The sequence below is a fragment of the Vibrio sp. 1727 genome (genome assembly GCF_033344415.1).
Taxonomy (GTDB): domain Bacteria; phylum Pseudomonadota; class Gammaproteobacteria; order Enterobacterales; family Vibrionaceae; genus Vibrio; species Vibrio alginolyticus.
In genome coordinates, this window is record NZ_JAWPOT010000004.1 from 172,343 (window position 1) to 194,354 (window position 22,012).

At 43.2% G+C, this 22,012-nt stretch carries 20 protein-coding genes and 1 pseudogene; 12 read left to right on the top strand and 9 right to left on the bottom strand.

What is annotated here, in order from left to right; all coding sequences use genetic code 11:
* Positions 1-42 precede the first annotated feature (42 nt).
* The 5 genes from R8O10_RS06900 to R8O10_RS06920 form a co-directional block, all read right to left on the bottom strand.
* On the bottom strand, positions 43-510 hold the full coding sequence (locus R8O10_RS06900; protein ID WP_025767296.1) for a GNAT family N-acetyltransferase: 468 nt from the start codon (positions 508-510) through the stop codon (positions 43-45).
* Between the two features lie 94 nt (positions 511-604).
* Complete coding sequence (locus R8O10_RS06905) at positions 605-2,320, bottom strand: EAL domain-containing protein (RefSeq protein WP_318191243.1); 1,716 nt, start codon at positions 2,318-2,320, stop codon at positions 605-607.
* A gap of 211 nt (positions 2,321-2,531) precedes the next feature.
* The gene (locus tag R8O10_RS06910) at positions 2,532-3,893 is read right to left on the bottom strand and encodes an L-serine ammonia-lyase (protein ID WP_318191244.1); all 1,362 of its coding nucleotides are present in this window, start codon (positions 3,891-3,893) and stop codon (positions 2,532-2,534) included.
* 97 nt (positions 3,894-3,990) lie between these two features.
* Complete coding sequence (locus tag R8O10_RS06915; protein WP_005388284.1) at positions 3,991-5,244, bottom strand: aromatic amino acid transport family protein; 1,254 nt, start codon at positions 5,242-5,244, stop codon at positions 3,991-3,993.
* 345 nt (positions 5,245-5,589) lie between these two features.
* Positions 5,590-6,189: a CoA pyrophosphatase gene (locus R8O10_RS06920; protein WP_005376901.1), complete on the bottom strand. Its 600-nt coding sequence runs from the start codon at positions 6,187-6,189 to the stop codon at positions 5,590-5,592.
* 231 nt (positions 6,190-6,420) lie between these two features.
* Here R8O10_RS06920 and R8O10_RS06925 point away from each other — a divergent pair, with 231 nt between their 5' ends.
* Both R8O10_RS06925 and R8O10_RS06930 read left to right on the top strand, forming a co-directional pair.
* Positions 6,421-6,960: a heme NO-binding domain-containing protein gene (locus tag R8O10_RS06925; RefSeq protein ID WP_005388282.1), complete on the top strand. Its 540-nt coding sequence runs from the start codon at positions 6,421-6,423 to the stop codon at positions 6,958-6,960.
* Between the two features lie 7 nt (positions 6,961-6,967).
* A complete protein-coding gene (locus R8O10_RS06930; RefSeq protein WP_005388280.1) occupies positions 6,968-8,668 on the top strand; it encodes an ATP-binding protein in 1,701 nt (566 codons plus the stop codon).
* A gap of 363 nt (positions 8,669-9,031) precedes the next feature.
* Here R8O10_RS06930 and pabB read toward each other — a convergent pair whose 3' ends face one another.
* Complete coding sequence (pabB, locus tag R8O10_RS06935) at positions 9,032-10,396, bottom strand: aminodeoxychorismate synthase component 1 (RefSeq protein ID WP_258481319.1); 1,365 nt, start codon at positions 10,394-10,396, stop codon at positions 9,032-9,034.
* A gap of 269 nt (positions 10,397-10,665) precedes the next feature.
* Between pabB and R8O10_RS06940 the strand changes: the two genes are divergently transcribed.
* From R8O10_RS06940 to R8O10_RS06975, 8 genes and pseudogenes are all read left to right on the top strand, one after another.
* Positions 10,666-12,183, top strand: a complete 1,518-nt coding sequence (locus R8O10_RS06940; protein WP_005376905.1) for a fumarate hydratase — start codon at positions 10,666-10,668, stop codon at positions 12,181-12,183.
* 174 nt (positions 12,184-12,357) lie between these two features.
* The gene (locus tag R8O10_RS06945) at positions 12,358-12,543 is read left to right on the top strand and encodes a hypothetical protein (protein WP_005376906.1); all 186 of its coding nucleotides are present in this window, start codon (positions 12,358-12,360) and stop codon (positions 12,541-12,543) included.
* A gap of 255 nt (positions 12,544-12,798) precedes the next feature.
* Entirely contained in the window at positions 12,799-14,175 is a 1,377-nt protein-coding gene (locus tag R8O10_RS06950; RefSeq protein ID WP_053350683.1) for a YcjX family protein, read from the top strand.
* The gene (locus R8O10_RS06955) at positions 14,172-15,212 is read left to right on the top strand and encodes a TIGR01620 family protein (RefSeq protein ID WP_318191245.1); all 1,041 of its coding nucleotides are present in this window, start codon (positions 14,172-14,174) and stop codon (positions 15,210-15,212) included. Before R8O10_RS06950 ends, R8O10_RS06955 begins: the two co-directional genes overlap by 4 nt.
* Before the next feature lie 100 nt (positions 15,213-15,312).
* The gene (tyrR, locus tag R8O10_RS06960; RefSeq protein ID WP_258488613.1) at positions 15,313-16,857 is read left to right on the top strand and encodes a transcriptional regulator TyrR; all 1,545 of its coding nucleotides are present in this window, start codon (positions 15,313-15,315) and stop codon (positions 16,855-16,857) included.
* 36 nt (positions 16,858-16,893) lie between these two features.
* Complete coding sequence (gene rimJ / locus R8O10_RS06965; protein WP_005388271.1) at positions 16,894-17,478, top strand: ribosomal protein S5-alanine N-acetyltransferase; 585 nt, start codon at positions 16,894-16,896, stop codon at positions 17,476-17,478.
* Between the two features lies 1 nt (position 17,479).
* Positions 17,480-18,066: pseudogene (locus R8O10_RS06970) on the top strand (HD domain-containing protein).
* Between the two features lie 13 nt (positions 18,067-18,079).
* Positions 18,080-18,553 carry a DUF2947 domain-containing protein gene (locus R8O10_RS06975; RefSeq protein ID WP_017636094.1) on the top strand — a complete coding sequence of 158 codons (474 nt, stop codon included), beginning with the start codon at positions 18,080-18,082 and terminating at the stop codon, positions 18,551-18,553.
* Between the two features lie 43 nt (positions 18,554-18,596).
* Here R8O10_RS06975 and R8O10_RS06980 read toward each other — a convergent pair whose 3' ends face one another.
* The 3 genes from R8O10_RS06980 to R8O10_RS06990 form a co-directional block, all read right to left on the bottom strand.
* Positions 18,597-19,559: an integron integrase gene (locus R8O10_RS06980; protein WP_017636093.1), complete on the bottom strand. Its 963-nt coding sequence runs from the start codon at positions 19,557-19,559 to the stop codon at positions 18,597-18,599.
* Positions 19,560-19,828: 269 nt separating this feature from the next.
* Positions 19,829-20,125 carry a type II toxin-antitoxin system RelE/ParE family toxin gene (locus R8O10_RS06985; protein WP_149191768.1) on the bottom strand — a complete coding sequence of 99 codons (297 nt, stop codon included), beginning with the start codon at positions 20,123-20,125 and terminating at the stop codon, positions 19,829-19,831.
* A gap of 6 nt (positions 20,126-20,131) precedes the next feature.
* A complete protein-coding gene (locus R8O10_RS06990; protein WP_069485202.1) occupies positions 20,132-20,374 on the bottom strand; it encodes a type II toxin-antitoxin system Phd/YefM family antitoxin in 243 nt (80 codons plus the stop codon).
* Between the two features lie 243 nt (positions 20,375-20,617).
* Between R8O10_RS06990 and R8O10_RS07000 the strand changes: the two genes are divergently transcribed.
* Positions 20,618-21,163, top strand: a complete 546-nt coding sequence (locus R8O10_RS07000; RefSeq protein WP_258626426.1) for a hypothetical protein — start codon at positions 20,618-20,620, stop codon at positions 21,161-21,163.
* Positions 21,164-21,271: 108 nt separating this feature from the next.
* Positions 21,272-21,961, top strand: a complete 690-nt coding sequence (locus tag R8O10_RS07005; RefSeq protein ID WP_064368553.1) for a hypothetical protein — start codon at positions 21,272-21,274, stop codon at positions 21,959-21,961.
* The last annotated feature ends 51 nt before the right edge of the window (positions 21,962-22,012 follow it).

A 22,012-nucleotide genomic window follows, 5' to 3' on the forward strand; every position in this document is an offset into this window, starting at 1 on the left:
TTGTTGTGTCTGAATGGCCCAATTTTGATTATGCTTCACCAGCTAGCTTAATGGGTGTCGTAGAATCCATTCTTTTTCATTATCACCCAATGTTGTTTCCTCTGTATTAATGAATCCGCACGCATCAAGAAAACTGATAGCGTATTGCTGACTTTGTGGGACAGTGGCGCAAAGAGAGGTGCTTTTAGGGTTAATGGTATACGCATAAAGGAACAGTTTACGCAATGCCTCACTCCCAACCCTTTGACGTTGGAAACGTTGATCAATCATCAAGTATTTAAGCTCCAGTTCGTATCGTTTAGCAAACGGCGCATGTTGGGAGAAACCTTTATCGATAACAAGATAGCCTACTAATAGGTCATCAGAATAAATCGTAAAGAACGCCTCTGACTTACTGCGTTTTTGGTAAGCCATTTCAAACGGTGTAAAAAATCCTTTTTGCTCTTCTTGCACATCCAATTGCATCAAACTTGAAAAATCTTTCAGTTTGGTGGGTTTAATCGCAATCATCGCTCAATCACAAATTGGCGGCATACCGTTATGCCACCACGAGTTTTTATAGAGTATTAAATCTATTTTAAGTAACTAACCGAGTGAAGAAAAGCTAGCAATGAAGAGGGTAATAATAACCTTGGTGAATATAGGCGCCCAATGTTGTGAGTAAGTGAGCACTGTCTGCCGTTTCTACGCCTTCAACAATGACCGTGCAGCGATACGTATTGCCCATAGCAATTAACTGACGCAAGGTTTCTATCTTTTTATCATCAGATTTTAGGCCAATAACAAATTCTCGGTCGATTTTGAGGTAGTCAGGATTCAGCTTGCTGATAAGCGCCACATTATTATTGCCGGTGCCAAAGTCATCAATACTGATTTTACAATCCAGTGCTTTTAGTTTCGCGACATTGCCATAAATCTCAGAGGTATAATACATCGATGCATTTTCTGTGATTTCGATTGTCAGCAAACGGCAATCCCGATTAGATAGCTCTCTATATAGGATTGAAAAGTTACGCCCTCGCAGCAAAGTAGGACAAACGTTAATGCTGATAGGGATGGGCAACGCTTTTTGTTTGGTGTAGATGGAATCAATCACCAGTAAGGTATGAGTTAGCAGCAATCCATTGCGTATCAGTGTTTCAATAAACCGTTGCGTATTTTTTACCTTAAACCGGGAGAGGGCTTCGTAGTGCACAATCTTTTGTGCCGAAGTGTTATAAATCGGCTCCAGTTTTATTTTGAATTGTCGAATTGCGCACAAGTAAGCCATAAAGGCTTGTAGGGAGCGGTGACGCAGTATAATGAGAAAAAGTAAGCTCAGTAGAATGATACTTTGAAACGGTCCAGAGATGTAATACACCTCTTTATAGCCACTATTCTTTACGTGATAATTGAAAAAGCGTTCATTGGTGTTACCAATCTCTAACGATGTTCCGGTATTCGTTGATAGCTTCATACCAGAAAGAAAAAAACGTGAAATATGATTTTCAACATTGTCGGATAAGTTAATGTTTTTAACACGAACCAAAACAGTTGCGTTATTTAAGTCAAATGATTGTGTCGTGTAATTGTTATTGTTACTCCACTCTTCAAAGGCTTTTTTGCTGACAGGGACAACGGTTTCTGGAGTGACTAAGCATCGAATATTGAAACGATCTAGCATCATGCTCGATTCCACCAACTTCACATTATCAAATAGCGACTTCAGTTCGCCTTCATTAGCAAAGCAACTCCTGCGGGAAAGGCTCTCTGCAATTTCGAAGGCGTTATCCAGATAATTATGTTTAACGATGCTGTTTATCGCGTAGTAACAGATAGCAAAGAAAATGATCGCAGTGATCAACACAACCCACATTGCTTCTGAATAGATCTTTTTATTACGCAGGCAAATACGAAGCGCTTTGCGAAGACTATTGGTTGTGTATTGATTGATCTTCTGTTGATGTTCGATGCCATTCTGATGGTTGTTTTGCATAGTAAAAGGGATGAAGTATCCGGTCCGGTGAATGTTTTCGATAATGTTTTTGTTAGTGGTTAAATGTTCTTCCGTGAGCTTGCGAAATTTCTTTCTTAGAGCGGCCACCGCGTTTTTAAAGCCATTTTCAGGCAGTGTCATTTTGTATTGTTGAGTGATTTTGCTTTCTATTAACCGCTGACTAATCGGCGTATTTAAACTGCCGTATGTGGCGATAGTTGACAGAATGGCGTACTCATTTGGGTTGACAGGAATGGAGTGGTGGAGTGACTGATTGAGCTCTAGAGATATTTCGTTTTCGGACAAGCAAACGCAGATTTGGTTTCCAATTTCAAACCTAATCATGTGTTGATGTGCTCCAAGTTTAATTTTTGGCTACGTTATCAATAAAGCTAGGGAAGAGATGTGATTTTTTACTGAGATATCCATAATATTTGGATATATTCAACGTTTTAGGTTTTTTTTACTTGTCCTGATAACGCATTTTCCTGGGTTTTTTAGGTATAAAAAAACCCGAGCACAGACTCGGGTTTTGATTGGTATTCAGAAAGGCGTGTTAGCAAATCACTTTGATTGCTAGACCACCTTGAGATGTTTCGCGGTATTTCGCGTTCATGTCTTTACCTGTTTCTAGCATGGTTTCGATAACCTTATCTAGAGAAACAGTTGGAGCTGAAGAGCGACGTAGTGCCATGCGAGTAGAGTTGATTGCTTTTACTGCCGCAATACCGTTACGCTCAATACATGGAACCTGAACCTGACCTGCAACTGGGTCACACGTTAGACCTAAGTTGTGCTCCATCGCGATTTCTGCTGCCATACATACTTGCTCTGGGCTACCACCCATAAGCTCAGCAAGGCCTGCTGCTGCCATAGAACATGCCACGCCAACTTCACCCTGACAGCCAACCTCTGCACCAGAGATAGACGCGTTACGCTTGTAAAGACCTCCGATTGCGCCAGAAGCTGCAAAGTAACGGATGTAATCTTTTTCAGTCACAGTTTGGATGAACTTATCGTAGTAAGCCAGTACCGCAGGGATGATGCCACACGCACCGTTAGTTGGTGCCGTTACTACGCGGCCACCAGCTGCGTTCTCTTCGTTTACTGCGAAAGCAAACATGTTTACCCAATCAACAACAGACATTGGGTCGTTTGTCGTCTTTTCTGAAGTAAGTAGCTGCTGGCGAAGTGCTGCTGCACGACGAGGCACGCGTAGTGGACCAGGCAAAATACCTTCTTCATTCATACCGCGATCCATACACTCGCGCATTGTGCGCCAGATGTTCGCGAAATAAGTACGAGTTTCTTCATCTGAATGAAGCGCATGCTCATTCTTCATGGTTAGTGCGCTGATGGACAATCCACTTTCGTGGCATTGGTTAACCAGTTCCTCTGCCGTTGTAAACGGGTAAGGTACTTTTACTGGGTTTTCAGCTTCTTTACCGAAATTTTCTTCATCAACGATGAAACCACCGCCGATAGAGTAGTAAGTTTTTGAGTACGCTTTTTCGTCATCAATCCAAGCGTGGATCTGCATGCCGTTTTCGTGTAGCTCTAGGTTTGTTTTGTGGAAGTTCATTCCACCTTCACGTGGGAACGATACTGTGTGACAGTGCATGCCAACAGGAAGGCGTTCAGTTTCTTCTACACGAGCGATAAAGCCCGGGATAGAATCGATATCAACTTTCTCAGGAGTGCTGCCTGCAAGACCCATGATGATAGCAATATCTGTGTGGTGACCTTTCCCTGTCAGTGATAGTGATCCATAAACGTCAACGGTGATTTTAGTGATGTCGCGCAGTTTTCCCATTGCACGAAGATCATCAATAAACTCTTTACCCGCTTTCATTGGGCCTACAGTGTGTGAGCTTGAAGGTCCAACACCGATTTTATAGATATCAAAAACACTAATCATATCGATTACCTCAGAAGAAAGCCTCCCAAGGGGAGTTGGGAGGCTTAATTTTATCGTTATATTTTTGGATTAATCATACTGCACTGGGCAGAGATGATTAAAGAGCGCCGTAGATTACAGAACTAATTGCAGCAAGACCACAGATTGCTGTGAAAATTTGCACAGGTGCTGAAGTTTTGTACTTAGCCATCGCAGGAACTTTTTGCATTGCGAAGATTGGCATCAAGAATAGGATTGCCGCAATCATCGGTGCACCCATTGTTTCAATCATACCTAGGATGCTTGGGTTAACGATAGCAACGATCCAAGTTGTGATTACAATGAAGATTAGAGACATCTTCTCGATCTTGCTTACTGGTGATTTTGAACGAGATTTCACTAGACCAACTAGACCTTCGTGCGCACCTAAGAAGTGGCCAAAGTAGCTAGAGGTGATCGCTGCGAAAGCAACCAATGGACCCATGTAAGAGATCAGTGGAGATTCATGCACGTTTGCTAGGTAAGAGAGAACAGAGATATTTTGCTCTTGCGCCGTTGCTAGTTGCTCTGGAGACAGAGAAAGTACAACAGAGAAAACGAAGAACATAACAAAGCCCATCAGCATCATTGCTGCGCCACCAGTGATAGCGTCAGTTTTCTTAACTGCGTCATCACCATATACACGACGTTGCTCTTTAGAGAACTGAGAAATGATTGGGCTGTGGTTGAAAGAGAACACAATAACAGGGATTGCTAGCCAAACGATAGCTGGCATTGCACCCCAGTCAGGTGACACTTCCATCATTGAAGTGTTCCAACCAGGAATTAGGTATACAGACAGTGCTAGTAGGATGAACACGAGAGGGTAAACCATTGCTGAAGTTGCTTTCAGCATAAGCTCTTTACCGAATACTACGCCTGCTGTCATTGCAGCAATAAGTGCACCAGAAAGTAGCCAGCGAGGAATAGATTCCATGCCCATTTGGTTAACTAGGAAAGAGTCAACTGTGTTTGTGATACCAACACCGTAGATAAGTACGATTGGGTAGATAGCGAAGAAGTAAGCGAACGTAATAAGGTTTGCGCCAGTCTTACCAAAGTGCTCTTCTACTGTGTCGGTGATGTCCGCTTCAGGGTTTTTCGCAGAAAGAACGAAACGAGCTAAAGATTTGTGTGCGAACCAAGTCATTGGTGCTGCGATTAGGGCTAGGATTACTAATGGCCAGAAGCCACCTGCACCTGCTTTAATAGGAAGGAACAGTACACCTGCACCTACTGCCGTACCAAAAAGAGACAGACACCAGGTAAAGTCTTTGTAAGAAAACTTACTAGACGATTGTGCGGTAGAAACCGCAGAAGTAGTTGTATTCATTTTTTAGTTACTCATTTTGGGAACAGGAAATAAGTCGGGAGTAATTTTGCAAGATTTTACACTAGGAAAATTAGATCTAAATCATTTATTGCTTACGCTTATTGAATGATATGTCAAAAACCTGCTTTTTATCACGAAAATGATGTGCTACTCGTGATTTCTGCTAATGAGTAAAATTAGAAAAACTTATCAATAGGGCTGTTTGTATAAATTTATTTCACCGCAAGCGTTTGCGGTGAAAATGGAAAATTAATCTAATGTGAATGAATGTTTATGAAGCAACGTTTTATTAATATTGATGCGCATAATGATCGCGCCTATAAAAGCACCGATATCAACAACTGTTTAATGTGAAATAATATGTTTTTGCATTGATTCGATAATTTGTGCCGTCATGCCCCAGATGAAATGCTGTCTATATGGGATAGCAAATACACGATGACTGCTTCTTTTTAGGTCAAATTTGGTGCTATACAATTTTTTGGGGTTCAGAATATGGTTGGCAGGAACCTCAAAAACTGACTCTACTTCATTTGGGTCAATATGCGTTTTATATTCCGGAGAAACAAAAGCCAAAAAAGGTGTCACATTAAATTGACTAATCGTTGGTAGTGTAGGCAGTTGACCAAACACATGAATATGCTCATCTTCTATCCCAACTTCTTCTTTGGTTTCCCTTAAAGCGGTATTCACGAGCTGAATATCTTCCTGCTCATATTTGCCACCGGGAAAGCTGATTTGTCCCGGATGATGGCGTAAGTGGGCTGCGCGCTTAGTCAGAATGACTTGTAACCCGTCATCGCGTTCCACAAAACCGATTAAGACTGCCGCATCTCTCAGGGACTTTTCTTTCATCCATTTCAGTCGTGCAAGGGACTCTTTGTGGTAGCCCGTTGGAAGCCGAAATTGAAAGTTCTGTAGTAAATGAGTTTTGTCGATAACCAAACTGAGTCCTTATTTATCGTGCCTAACCATTATTTATTATACTCAAAGACGGCAAAGCGTATGGCGTTATCGTTACTGGTTACCAAATAAAACATTCGCATTAAAGCACTCGCCAGCACTTTCCCTCTTTGTGTTGTGTGTCTCACTCTGCTTGAACATATTAATTTGAAACTTATAAGGTTATACACCATTCTTTATTTTAGGACGTCACTATAGGACAAGTATTGGCCAATGAAAGGGATTATTTTCACCGAGTTCATGGAGTTAGTAGAAGAGAAATTCGGTCTTGATGTGTTAGACCAAGTTCTCGATCTTTCTAACGATGAAGGTGTTTACACCGCTGTTGGTAGTTACGATCACAAAGACTTGGTTAAGTTGATCGTGAATCTCAGTAAAGTATCTGGTGTTCCCCCCGAGCAACTGCAAGAAGTGTTTGGAGAGTGCGTCTTTTTGAATTTACTTCGCTCCATTCCTAGTCACGCCAGTTTGCAACAGTGTGAAACGACGTTTCAATTTGTTCGCCATGTTGAAGACTTTATTCATGTCGAAGTTAAGAAGCTCTATCCTGATGCTAACCCTCCGCAATTTGATTTCATTAGTGAAAACCAATCCCAATTGGTATTTGACTACCACAGCGCAAGATGTATGTCTCACGTATGCTTAGGATTGATAAAAGGCTGTGCTGCGCATTTTGGTGAGGTAGTTCATATCAAACATCAAAATCAGTCAGAAGATGGTAGCAAAGTACGTTTTTGGTTAGAGGCTCAATAAGAACGATATGACGGGAAGTTCCTCATTAGAAAGGAAACTCAAACGAGAAGTTGCATCAAGAAAAGCAGCTGAGCAGCTGTTGGAACAGAAAAGCTTAGAGTTATATGAATCCAACCAGCAACTCAGTGTTGCATTGAAAAAGCTGGAGCTGAAATCTAAAAAGGATCTTCGTAAGTTTGAGTTTGAAGAGCAAATTGATGCGACGTTGATTAAGTTCGGTCGTACTTTTTTATCGAGCACGTTCGATGAAGCAATGATAGCGAGCTTTATTGAGCAGCTCACTTCTAACTCGATCATTTCTGCGGCTTACTTGTTTCTTGACGCTACAAAGCTGAGCTCATTGCGTCGTCATCACTTTGGTCACTTACAGCTTCGTCATAACAACGAGATTTTAACCTCTCCTAATTGGCAGGGAGAGAATTTGCATTTGCCAGTTATCATTGATGGGGAAACGGTTGGGGAGTTGATTTTCTCTGTGTTGCAAGATCAAATCGATCAGTCTTTTATTTCCAAACAGATGGAGCTCGTGTCTGACTTAGTTCATGGTGTTATTGGTCGACACTTAAGTTTAGAGCGAGAGGTCGAGCTGAGAAAGCGGGCTGAGGAATCAGAAAAAGCGACGAAGGAGTTTGTCGCCATGATTAACCATGAGCTGCGAACTCCTCTCAATGGCGTATTGGGTAGTGCGGAGTTATTGAGTCGAACCCAATTAGAAGAAGAGCAGCGTCAATACTTGAGCAATCTGACTCAATCAGGGGACTTATTGAGAGTTATCATTAATGATCTTCTTGATTTCAGTAAGATGAATGCCGGTATGATGGAAATCATACATAAAGTCTTTGCCTGGGAGGAACTTGAAAAAGCCATCATGGGTGTATTTGCAGCTAAGGCTGCTGAAAAACGCATCCATTTCTCTATCGACAAAAAGCTGGGGATTCCAGAATTTTTAGTCGGTGACTTAGAGCGCATTACACAAATTTTGGTTAACTTGGTGGGAAACGCGATTAAGTTTACTCACTTGGGTGGTGTCGTGTTACGGGTGGAATGGCTTAACGGCACGGCTTATTTTGAGGTTGAAGACACTGGTATTGGCATCCCAATAAAAGCACAGCCGTCACTCTTTGATCCATTTGTCCAAGTTGATCGCTCGGCGAAACGCAGCTTTGAAGGCTCAGGTTTAGGTCTCGCGATTTGTAAAAACCTTGTGGATTTGATGCAAGGTCAAATTAGCTTTGAAAGTGAAGAGCGCAAAGGGACAACTTTTAAAGTTGCTATTCCTCTTGAGGAAGGGCAAGCACAAGGCACAGCAGAGGGGGAGTTGGTCACCATAGAGCGAAGCGATTTAGCAGGACGCTCAATATTAGTGGTTGATGACATCAGAATGAATCAAGTCATTGTTACTCAAATGCTGAAAAAACTCGACATTACACCTGATTTAAAAGCCAACGGCAAAGAAGCATTAGAAGCGGTGAAAAGTAAAGACTACGAACTGATATTCATGGACTGCCGAATGCCAGAAATGGATGGCTATGAGGCGACGATGTATCTGAGAGAGCGTGGCTTTACTCATCCTATTATTGCATTAACCGCTGGCACTACCATCGAAGAGCGTCAAAAGTGTATTGATTCAGGCATGGACGACATCCTCACTAAGCCGTACACCGCAACTGATATTGAACAGATTATGTGTAAGTGGCTTGAGCAGTAGACGCTGCCTCTTAAAAAGTATGTTTGTTGGCCAACGGCTAAAAGCTAAAGTACATGCAAATAAAGCACACAAAAAACGCACCACGCTGGATAATGCCGATCATTTAACGATGTTTTTTGGGTCATTCTAGCGAGCCTTGGCGAGACTAAGAATCTAGTAGCAGCACGATGAGCGGGTAATGAAACAAATTTGACCACAAAGTGCTTGAATAGAAGAACCTGTATCACGCTCCTTCGTCGCTGTGCAGGGTGATGAGATACAGAAATATGCCACTCGCTGTTAAATGAGCGGCATTACCGTTCTGGAGGCGTTTTAGATTGTTTTCGTCAATAGCATTAAAGCGACGTTGTCCACGGTTGAAATCTACGATTGCAGCGCTGGCAAAATCTTTGAAAGTTTATCCAACGTTTCTTGATACTCAGAGGCGCAATCGCTATCTGCCACGACGCCGCCGCCAGCCCAAGCGTAAAGTTTGTTTTTTTCCGCTACAAGAGTTCGGATAGTAATGCTGGTGTCCATACGACCATGGCGTGAAATATAGCCAATACTGCCGCAATACGCGCTGCGTCGATGCGGCTCCAGTTCTTCAATGATCTGCATTGCGCGAACTTTAGGTGCTCCCGTGATTGAACCACCTGGAAAACACGCTCGCAGCAAATCCGCAGGAGCGTATTGTTCATCCAAATTTGCACGAATGGTGCTCACCAAATGATGCACGGCAGGGAAGCTTTCAATATCGAACAACTTTGGCACGTGAACGCTACCCGGTGATGCAACCCGACCAATATCATTACGCAGCAAATCGACAATCATCAGGTTTTCTGCCTGATCTTTTTCCGCTGTCTGCAAGTCATGGGCATTAGCGTTATCTTTCTTTGGATCTTCGCTGCGTGGTCGAGTACCTTTGATTGGTTTCGTTTCAATGACGCGATCTTTGAGCTCTAAAAAGCGCTCTGGAGAGATACTCAAAATCGAAGACTCAGGCATGCGGATAAACGCTGAGAATGGCGCTTGGTTGGCGGACTCCAATTTCAGATACGCTTGCCACTCGCTGCCTTGATACGGTGCGTTAAAGCGCTGCGCCAAATTGATCTGATAACAGTCACCGCTCAACAAGTATTCTTGCACCTTGTCAAAGCGAGTGGCGTAGCTCTCTTTCGTCATGTTTGACTGCCAAGCACCAGACAAAGCGAAGTCAACGGTTTGTTCTGCTTTTTGCTCGTTTAACCATTGCCAAGCTTGCTCGATATTCTGACCAACTAAGCATGCTTTTTTAAGCTTGTGGTCAACAACGACGGCCCATTCATACAGACCTACCGCCATATCCGGCGTGTTGAGATCTTTTTCTGCCACTTCTGGCATCGTTTCTACGCGGCGACCTAAATCGTAACTGAAGTAACCGAGCGCACCACCAACAAAAGGCAAATCCAACTCCTTATTTAACTCAACGTGAGGAAGCCACTGTTCTTGCAACTGATGAAGCAGCGTGAATGGGTCATCTTGAGTTGAATAGGCATTCGATGGCGTTTCAACTTGTGTGTTGTCGGCAGTGGTTTCTAACGTTGCAATTGGGTTGGCGACCAACACATCGAAGCGGCTATCGATATGCGTTTTTGATGCAGAACGCAGCAACATCGCCCAAGGTAGGTGTTGAATGCGAGAAAAAAGGTGAAGAGCAAACTCTGGTGCGTATTCCAGCGCTTTAAAATCAATGAATTGATTGTCCATGTTGTTCATTTGTGTAATTTGTGACAAAGAGATCGTTCACTGCATGGCATGTCATGGGCAGCAAGAGTATCATATTCCTCTGTATAGCCAAACTCCCTCTATTCATAGGGTTTTGAGATGGTTTACAAGTAGGCAACTTCAGCATTTCGTGTGTCGATATCAGCCGTTCGACAATTGTTTATAAAAACGAAGCTCAAAAGAGCAATAAGCTCAACAAACACGATTGAAGCCAAGCCAATAATGGAAGCATAACTATAACGAGGCATGTAATGACGGTAATACGCAAGCAGGATGTGATCAGCAGTGTCGCTGATGCGCTACAGTATATTTCTTACTACCACCCGCTAGACTTTGTTCAAGCTCTTGAAAAAGCCTATCACCGCGAAGAGAGCCAAGCCGCTAAAGACGCGATTGCTCAGATCTTAATTAACTCCCGAATGTCCGCAGAAGGTCACCGTCCAATTTGTCAGGATACTGGTATTGTGACGTGTTTCGTCAACATCGGTATGGGCGTGCAATGGGATTCGACCGACATGACGGTTCAGCAGATGGTAGATGAAGGTGTTCGACAAGCGTACACGAACCCTGATAACCCGTTGCGTGCGTCAGTACTTATGGACCCTGCTGGTAAACGTATTAATACCAAAGACAACACGCCTGCCGTCGTACATATCAACATGGTACCGGGCGATAAAGTTGAAATTCAGATCGCTGCGAAGGGCGGCGGTAGCGAAAACAAAACTAAGATGGTGATGCTAAACCCATCTGACGATATTGCTGAGTGGGTAGAAAAAACGCTACCAACAATGGGGGCGGGCTGGTGTCCTCCTGGCATGCTTGGCATTGGTATCGGCGGTACGGCTGAAAAAGCAGCGGTATTGGCAAAAGAATCTCTAATGGAACACATCGATATTCAAGAGCTTATTGACCGTGGCCCACAAAACGCAGAAGAAGAGCTTCGTTTGGATATCTTCAATCGCGTGAACAAACTTGGTATCGGTGCGCAAGGTCTTGGTGGTTTGACGACTGTTGTCGACGTTAAAATCAAAACTGCGCCAACGCACGCGGCTTCTAAGCCTGTTTGTTTGATCCCGAACTGTGCGGCGACTCGTCACGTACACTTCACGCTTGATGGTAGCGGCCCAGCAGAGCTAACACCACCTAAACTAGAAGATTGGCCAGATATCACTTGGGAAGCGGGCGAAAATACGCGTCGCGTAAACTTAGACACAATTACTAAAGAAGAAGTACAAGAGTGGAAGACAGGCGAAACGGTTCTTCTATCAGGTAAAATTCTGACTGGTCGTGATGCTGCGCATAAACGTATTCAAGGCATGCTAGATAACGGTGAAGGTCTACCTGAAGGCGTAGATCTCAACGGTAAGTTCATTTACTACGTAGGCCCTGTCGATGCAGTTGGTGATGAAGTCGTTGGTCCTGCTGGCCCAACAACATCTACGCGTATGGATAAATTCACCGACATGATGCTAGAAAAGACCGGCATCATGGGCATGATCGGTAAAGCTGAGCGTGGCCCTGCAACGGTTGAATCTATCAAGAATCACAAAGCGGTTTACCTAATGGCTGTCGGTGGCGCTGCGTACTTGGTGGCGAAAGCGATCAAGAAAGCTCGCGTTGTCGCATTTGAAGATTTAGGTATGGAAGCGATTTACGAATTTGAAGTTGAAGATATGCCAGTAACAGTGGCTGTCGACTCAAATGGTGTTAACGCGCACCAAATCGGTCCAGACACTTGGAAAGTGAAAATTCAAGAGATGGAAGCGTAAGGCAAAGGGCAATCTTGCTGCGTCTCAGCAGAGAGAATGTGACAAGGTGCTGATTTACCTAGCAAACAATTGACAAAAGTGCAGCGAAACCTGCACTTTTTGTCTATATAATTAAGGATATAAACCTTTAGGCATAGCAATCAAACGTTATGCGAACAATAATTAGGAGACGGCATGCCTCGTTTTATTCAGATTCTACAAATTATTCTTGCTGTAGTGATAGGTGGCTTTGTTGGCTATGACTTGATTCTTCACGGTATCAGCATCTTTGATGAAAAGTACGTGACCATCACATGTGTGTTGTGGCTGATTTTAGAAATCGCTCTATTTGTTATCTATAAGTTAATCGAAGACGACTAGGCTTAAAGAAAGCGGGTTCCTGTTTAACATAGTAATCAGCGCATATAGAGTTACTAATGCTGTAGATTAAGTAAGCCTCTGAACCACTCAGGGGCTTTTCTTTTTTAACACAGCATTAAGCCGGATGTTTTGTTCATCTTTTATTAAGGTATATAAAGTGAAACTCATAGGATTCGGGATAGAACAGTATTCATAGCTCGAAATTCGAAGTCGCTGACAACGTTGTTTTAAAGTGGAGTAAGATAAAGAAGCGTAATGAAGAGAATAAAGAAAGAAGTTAATGACTTTATCAACAGAGGTATGGACTCTAATGTTCGAATTGCTGTCACCGGACTTTCTCGTGCCGGTAAGACGGCATTCATCACGTCATTAGTGAATCAGCTTCTTCATACTGCAACCCATGACAATTTGCCTCTTTTGACTGCGGCTAGAGATAAGCGCCTTATTGGAGCGAAACGTGAGCCTCAATCGAATATGATGGTGCCACGCTTTGCTTACGATGAGGCGATGAGCCAAATTCATGCTACTCCACCTCAGTGGCCAGTACCGACACGTGATGTGAGTGAGATTCGCTTAGCGCTCAAGTACAAACCAAATAAAACCACGAAAAAGCTGTTGAGTAAAACCGCAATTTTAAATGTTGATATTATCGACTATCCAGGAGAGTGGTTGCTCGACCTGCCTTTATTGGACATGGACTTTGCAACGTGGTCGCAAACTCAGTTTGATGCACTTAAAGGCCAGCGTGGCGATTTAGCCAAAGCTTGGCTTTCTGAACTAGAGAAAGTGGACCTCTATGCAGAAGTGAATGAGAAACTACTTGAGAAAGTTGCACACACATACACCGAGTACCTTCATGCCTGTAAAGACGCTGGCCTTCATTGGGTTCAGCCTGGCCGCTTTGTATTACCTGGTGAGCTAGCAGGCGCGCCGGTGCTACAGTTTTTTCCGTGTCGTGTTGATTCGGAAAGCAAAGCGTCCAAGGGCAGTAACTTAGCGATGTTAGAAGCCCGTTTTCAGGAATACCAACAGAAAGTCGTGAAAGCGTTTTATAAGCATCATTTTGCGACCTTCGATCGCCAGATTGTACTGGTGGATTGTTTGCAGCCTCTCAATGCCGGTGATGAAGCGTTTTACGACATGCGCCAAGCGCTAGAACAGATCATGCATAGCTTCCGCTATGGTCGTAGTAGCTTTTTGCGTCGTTTGTTCTCACCCAAAATCGACAAAGTGTTGTTTGCTGCTACAAAAGCGGATCATATCACGCCCGATCAGCACCCAAATTTGGTGTCTCTGCTCCAACAAATGGTGCATCCAGCATGGCAAACGGCAGCCTACGAGAATATTGAGATGAGCTGCATGAGTATCGCTTCCATCCAAGCAACCACGACGGGGTTTATTTCCTCTGGAGATAAGACCATCCCGGCGTTACAAGGAACAACATTGGGTGGTGAGCCGATGACTATGTTTCCCGGAGAGGTGCCGAAAAAGCTACCAAATGCAGCGTATTGGCAAAACAACGGGTTTGATTTTACGTCGTTTCGTCCGATGCCCTCACCGAATGATGAGCCAGTGAAGCACATACGCTTAGACAAAGCATTGGATTACCTGATTGGAGATAAATTGAAATGAGTGAGTTGAAGCAAAAACAAGTTTTCTCTGAAAAGGTAATGGAAAAAGAGCAGCAATCGAATCAACCGGAATTGACGGCGCAGCAAACATTCGGCGAAAAAGAAACATTTGTACCTGTTGAAGTTAAAGAAGCGCACCAGGAGACCGAACAGGAATTGCAACTCGAGCATGTCATTCGTCTAAAATCGGGCAGAAAATGGCTCGCGACTGGCGCATTTGCAACTTTTGCTGGTCTGGTTGGCTGGCAAGCGGTGGACTCGGTTATAACCGCAATTCAGGCTTCTGATTGGCTGGCCTTAAGCTGGACGGGGTTTATTGCTGCGATCGCTTCGCTTGGTTTAGGAGCTATGGGTAAAGAGCTTTGGAAACTGCGAAAACTACGAAATCATTTTAGTGTTCAAGAAGAAGCAGAAGCACTTGTTAATAGTGAGAGCGTTGGGAAAGGGAAAGCCTTTTGCGAAACCGTAGCAGAACAAAGTGGTGTGATGGCAGAGAATCCGGGCTTTGATCGTTGGCAGAACAGTATTAACCCTGCTCATAGTGACGCTGAAATTCTTGATATGTATGACTCGATGGTGGTGAGCCAACAAGACAAGTTGGCAACGAAAATCGTATCACAGCACGCAACCGAGTGTGCGGCCCTAGTCGCCGTGAGCCCTCTGGCTGCCGCTGATATGTTGCTGGTGGCGTGGCGAAATTTCAAAATGATCGACAACCTCTCCAAGGTATATGGGGTAGAGCTAGGTTATGCCTCTCGCATCAAGTTACTAAGAGCGGTATTTGTAAATATGGCGGCGGCTGGTGCCAGTGAGCTCGCTATTGATGCCAGTATGGATTTGATGTCGATGGATCTTGCTGGCAAAGTTTCTGCTCGTGCGGGGCAGGGACTAGGTGTTGGTATTCTAACGGCACGTTTGGGCTTGAAAGCGATGACCTTATTGCGTCCACTACCCTGGTATCCTGACCGTCAGGTTAAGTTGGGCACCATACGCAAGGCAGTGGCGGCGAAAGTTGCATCAATTACGATGAAACCGTAACGAATATCAACTTTGATGGATAGGATTGCTTGACGCCATTCCAAGCATGATAGAAACTACTGTCAACTTTTCCTGACAGTTGTGAATTGGGATATTTTAAGTGCGTCTTGAAGTCTTATGTGAAGATCGACTCGGCTTGACCCGAGAACTGCTCGATATTTTAGCGTCTAAAAGCATCGACTTGCGTGGTATCGAAATCGATATTAGCGGTATTATCTATTTGAATTGCCCGGATATTGATTTTGATACGTTTAGTGAGCTGATGGCTGAAATCCGCCGTATTCCGGGGGTGAAAGACGTACGTAAAATCCAGTTTATGCCGATGGAGCGCCACAATACGGAGCTGCTCTCGTTAGTTGATAACTTGCCCGATCCGGTTTTTGCCATTGATCTTAAAGGTGCCGTAGACATGGCAAACATGTCTGCACTTTCATTGCTTGGCCTTCACAAGCAAGAAGTGATTGGTACTCAAATCGGTGCTTTGTTACCAAGTGTTCGTTTCTCTCGTTGGTCTGAAGGTGTTAATGGTCGAACGCGGGAAAACCTTGTGATTGATGGCTTGGACTATGTTCTAGAGTTGATGCCCGTTTATATCCGAGACGAAGCGCAAAACTCGACTCTAGCGAGTACTCTAATGACGATTCGCTCTAGTCAGCAAGTTGCCAGAATTGAAGAAGCGCTACCGCTGCATAATCCTCTGGGTTTTGAGCACTTTGTTGGTATATCGAACCGTCATAAAGCACTAATGAACCAAGCTAAGAAGCTGTCTGTGCTTGACCAACCATTGTTGATTGAGGGCGAAACGGGGACCGGTAAAGAAATGCTTGCTAAAGCTTGCCACAGCCGTTCTAGCCGTGCGAGCAAACCATTCCTAGTTTTGAGTTGTGCTTCGATGCCTGACGATGTAGCAGAAACCGAACTTTTTGGTCATGCGCCGGGTTCATTTAATCATGAACAAGGCCACAAAGGCATCTTTGAGCAAGCAAATGGCGGGACGGTATTTCTTGATGAAATCGGTGAAATGAGTTCGCACCTTCAAATCAAGCTGTTACGTTTTCTACAGGATGGTAATTTCCGTCGTGTCGGTGCAGAAGATGAGATGCATGTCGATGTTCGTATCATCGCTTCAACAAAACATAACCTTGCCGAGCTTTCTGAAGCAGGAATGTTCCGTGAAGATTTGTATTATCGTCTCAACGTACTTACGCTCAGCATTCCTCCGTTACGTAAGCGCTCAAACGACGTTGTACCATTGCTTGAGTTGTTTGTGGCGAAACATGCTCAACAGCTTGGGATTGATAAGCCAGAGTTTGATGATGGTCTAGTTGATGCCCTTGCAAATTATCAGTGGCCAGGAAACATGCGCCAGCTGGATAACATGGTTCTTCGAGCGCTCACGGAAATGGATGGTGGTATACTAAACGCGGATCACTTCAATTTACCTCAGCCTCAGTCAGTCGGCGCTGGTAGTGCAACGCTTAACATCGACGGTTCTTTGGATGAGATCATGCGTGATTATGAATCTCAAGTTCTGGAACGTTTGTATCAGTCATTCCCATCAAGCCGTAAGCTTGCTAAGCGCTTAAATGTATCGCATACCTCAATCGCTAATAAACTGCGTGATTACGGTATCCGTAAGAATTAATCGAATTGAACGAAAAGACGGAATTAATCATTTGTAATGGAAGATAACAGCTCATCTATCGCCGTTCATAAGTTGGACGGTGACTTGCTTCTTCGTACCGCTGAAATCGGTGACGCAGATATGATTGCCGAATATTTTCAAGCGAACCGAGAATACCTGAAACCGTTTGAACCGAAACGTGAAGAGGCTTTTTTCTCAGTGAACGGTTGGTTGCAAAAGCTTATCAAGCTCAATGAGCTGCATCGAATGGGATTGGGGTATTATTGCCTTTTAGTCAGAGCCTCTTCGGGTGAAATGCTAGGTACGATATCCTTTAGTAGTTTGAGTCGTTTCCCTTTTTATTCTTGTAACGTCGGATATTCTCTCGCTGAAAAAGCGCAAGGGCATGGTTATATGCGTCGTGGATTAACCATGGCTTGCGACTACATGTTTAATGTCCAGAAACTGCATCGTATTCAAGCTGGCTACATGCCTCACAATAAACGTAGTGAATCTGTGCTAGAGCATGTAGGGTTCAACCGAGAAGGGTATGCAAAAGATTACCTTTTGATTAATGGTGAGTGGCAAGACCACGTCCTAACGTCGCTTATTAATCCGAATTGGCAGCCAGAAGGACGATAGTATGGAACGATTGGAAAAGCAGTTAGCACTTGTAATCGAGCTCGATAAACTCAAAAGCATTTTGCGCCGAACTCGAGTTAAAAGTGCTGAAGGGCGCCTCGAAAATAGTGGTGAGCATAGTTGGCATGTCGCACTGATGGCAATATTGATGGAAGAGCATGCGAATGCACCTGTTGATATTTGCCGAGTGATGAAAATGTTATTGATACATGACGTAGTAGAGATCGACGCGGGCGATACCTTTGTTTATGATACTGCTGCGTCTCAAGAGCAAGCAGAAAAAGAAATCAGAGCCGCAGAGCGCTTGTTTGGTATGTTACCCAGCGATCAGGAGCAAGAGCTATGGCGCTTTGGCATGAATTTGAAGCCGCGCAGACCGATGATGCTAAGTATGCAAAAGCACTCGATCGGTTAATTCCAATGCTCTTGAACTACCATAATAATGGTCAGAGTTGGAAGGAACATGGTGTCTCACGCGAACAAGCACTTACCATTAATAAACGAATTGAATTTGGCTCTGTTACCTTATGGGACAAAGCGAAAGAGTTGATTGAAGAAGCCACAGAGAAAGGTTGGCTGAAATCGTAATAAAGGAGACTGAATGTCTTATTTGCCTTTGGACGAATACCAAAGAAAATGGATTTTTACGCATCAGTCGATGCCTGTGCCAGAAGAAGATTTGGCTTTTATTAAGCCGATGAGCCAAGCCCGCTCAGCACAATTTTGGAAAGAAAATATCAGTGCTCAAAGCCCTGATATGGATAGACTTAGTTCCCAAGACTGGCCAATGAATGAGGCGAATTGGTCTGAAACTGTGGATTGGATGGCTGCGTGGGAGTCGGATGATCCTGACATGCCAGCGGAAGCTGAGGCACATATCGATTGGCAAGACGATGTAACCGTTTACTTTTGCTACGAGAAGTACAATGTCATCGAAACGAAATGGTCTATTTTTAAAAAGCACTGGAAGAACTTTCTCTTTTATGACGATGGTCCGATACTAATAGGACGTCGCCGTTCGCAAGCACTTTGGTTTGATTCAAAAGGCAATGTGAAACTCGGTGTTCGTCAATAAAGAGTTATAAAACAAAGCCACCTTTCGAGGTGGCTTTGTTTTTCTAAAGGCTGGATAATGGACTCAACACACCACCAGCCCCGCGCTCGATAACGTGAGTATAGATTTGCGTGGTTTTTACATCAGTATGCCCTAATTGTTCCTGAACAGTTCTAATGTCTGCGCCAGATTCCAATAAATGCGTGGCAAAACTGTGTCTTAGTGTGTGGCAAGTTACAGTTTTCTCAATGCTTGCGTCGCTTGCCGCGCGCTTTACCGCTCTTTGTATTGCGCTTTCATTGATATGATGCCTTCTGAGTTCACCAGTGTCTCGATCTGCGCTTAACTTTGTTGATGGAAACAAAAAGTGCCAGTTAAAATCTAGCTCCGCTTTTGGGTATTTACGTCGTAAACCTTCAGAGATATATACGCCCGCATAACCAGGCATGTGCCTATCTTTAAAGTAGTAGTTTCTTGCTAAATTAACTTGAGCTTTGAGTGGTTCATGTAGTTCTTTGGCTAATGTGACTGTACGATTTTTACCGCCTTTTCCTTGCCAAACGCGAACTGCACCATAATCATAATCGATGTCTTGAACTCTTAAGCGTAAACATTCCATAACTCGAAGCCCGGAGCCGTAAAGTAGCTGAATATGGAGTCTATATCTCGGGTCGATATGCTGAACGAATCTTCGGATCTCCTCCCTGGTTAACACAACGGGAAGTTTCTTTTCGGTCAAGGATTTCTGAAATCTCATATCAAGTGATAGTGGGGTTTTAAAATAATCACGATATAAAAATGATATTGAGTTCAGCGCCAAAGCTTGCGTTTTTACCGCAACTTTTTCTTCTACCGCTAAGTAACTCAGAAATTGAATGACATCATCTTCTGCTAGTGTTGATGGGTGGGCGAGCTGGTGAAAAGTGATAAAACGTTTTATCCAAAATAGATAACTTTCGATAGTTTTATTCGCATAATGACGAGTAAGCATGTGCTCTTTTACACTAAGTAAAAACTGACTTTTCATGATAAATTAACCTGTTTATTTATACAGCTCCGTTAATGTATCACCACTTTTGAAATTAGCGTGCTGTGCGCCGCCTAATTGCGCGCGCCACCACACATATTCATACTGTTTTTCTATTTGTTTCATGCATATAAGTGCTACGATTGATAGCGCTTTTGATAAGAAAGAAGGCGGTAGCCTGCCAGAAAAACGGCAAATCGCCGTATAGAAAGCGTTAGTTTACCAATCAAAATCTTCACCCTAATTTAAAGTGTAGGGTGAAGAATTAATTATAAATGGTTTTGCGGTAATTGTGACTGACCGAGTACAGCTATAACCAAAATGAAGCCGTCTTCTTTTGTAAAGTAAGCTGTGTGCTTACCAACAGGAAAGTGAAACCCGTTTGGGTAAATGTCATCGCAACTTCGACCAACTTCTGGATTGTCAGCAAGCATCTGAAATCCAGTCAGTAAAGTATCTTTGTAGTTGAGCCATTGCATTTCTGAAAAGTTATTAACGGTATAGTTTTTGATTTTTAATAAATGAGTCTGAGCTAATTTACTTAGTTTATATCTATTCTTTTGCATAGTGGACTACAAGGCGCGCAAGAAGTCTTCACCGTCAACCACATTGCCTTGCGCTAGGTCTTTTTTCGCGGATTCAAAGCAATGTTTAAGGTAATCAGCTTTCATCGCTTCTAGCTCTTCATAATCTTTAATAGACATCACAACTACGGCATCTTTGCTGTTTTTGCTAATTTTTACTGGCTCACGTTGCGCGCTCAGAAGAAGCTCACCAAAATTACGTTTTGCGTCATTTGCTGTTAATGTGTGCATGATCAATCTCCAAATTTGGAATTACAGTAAGATTATAGTTTGTCGCGTGGAATGGTCAATCTAATTAAATCGTGCGATTTGTGCAAAAGGTAAACTAACAAACAGTTTAAGAGGGATTCAGCACGCGTGGCATTTTTGGTATGCGTTGGTTTCGGTGTTGAAGTGGCATGCAGCGGCTTGGTCATTGCTTGCTTCACCCCTTAACTGGGCGTTATGTAAATTGGTTAAGTTCGGAGATATAGGTTGTTCAAGATTAGCGAAGAAGTCCAGAAGTTAAAAACTCAAACATTGACTCTTTCTGGAATCGCACTATTCATTTCGATTACAGCGGCATTGCCAGAAAAAATTGCAATTATCGGCTTAGACCTTTCCGGAAGCAAAGAAACAGCTGGCTGGTTCTTGCTCATAATTCTTGGCTATTTCCTTCTCAAGTTCTCCGTACTTTCCATTTTTGAAGTCGTGAAAAAAGCGCTTCCTCGTTGGATTAGCTATAAGGGTAAAGATCTGCGTGGAGATGTAATGGGGTTTTCTGAAAAAGATATCCATGATGAATATGAAAGGCAAGGTCAATATCACGTAAATGAAGACCTAGGTACGCTTTCAGGAGAAGCTGCTGACATTGAATGTAAACGGAACAAACTGGATCGTGACTATAAATCTAAGTTTGTTGCGGCATACAATTTATGGCTATATATCAGTGACATAATTTTTCCAATTGTGTTTGGCTGTTTCTGTTCTTGGGCTCTTTATCGTTTCTTAGAGTACGGCGTGGTCTTCAAATTTACATAACAAAGCATTTAAGAGTGATTCGCAACGCTTGGCAGTTTCGCTTCGCTCAAGTATAGCCAAGCGCCGCTCACACCTTAATGCGGCGTTATAAGTTAAAGTGAGATAGTCATGAAAGTTCAACCATATCAGATTTATCAGTCTATGATGCTTGAAGTCAAAGTGAGGATTAGAGCTGTGGATGAATGCCTTTCTAAACATTCAGAAAAAAGCTCTTTACCTCCGCTGGATACTGAGTTCTGCTTTCTTCAATTAAGAAAAATTGTCGAACAAGTTTGCTTTAGCTCTGTTTTATGCGACAAAAATAGATATAAAGAATTTAGACGAATTGAAGGTGAAGAAAGTGACATCAATGGTGATTTTACAAAGGACTGGAATGCGAGAGTTATCCTACAGAAACTTAACTCTATTAGTCCTCACTTTATGCCAATTCCTTTAGGTCAGAGCCAATTTAGTGATGGCTTACATCAAATTCAGCGCAAAGACATTAAAGCTACCCATGGTGAGTTGATTAAGATTTACAAAAAATGTGGTGACTTTATGCATATACCGAAACCATTTTCTGAAGATTATGACTCACATATTTCAAGGTATAAGCAAAAGTACGCAAGCTCAAAAAATACAATTGAATCGTATATTAGCTATTTAAAAGACCTTTTGTGGAATCACGCAGCAATAGGTTTGGAGTTTAATCCTGGCGAAAATCCGCTTACTCCAGGTAACCCAAAGAATGCATGGCTAGTAGATTTTGGTGACTATAGTAGCGATGACATTTCAATTGCTATAGCTATTGCGGATTAACTTATAACAATCTGTTTAAGAGTGATTCGCAACGCGTGGCATTTTTACTAT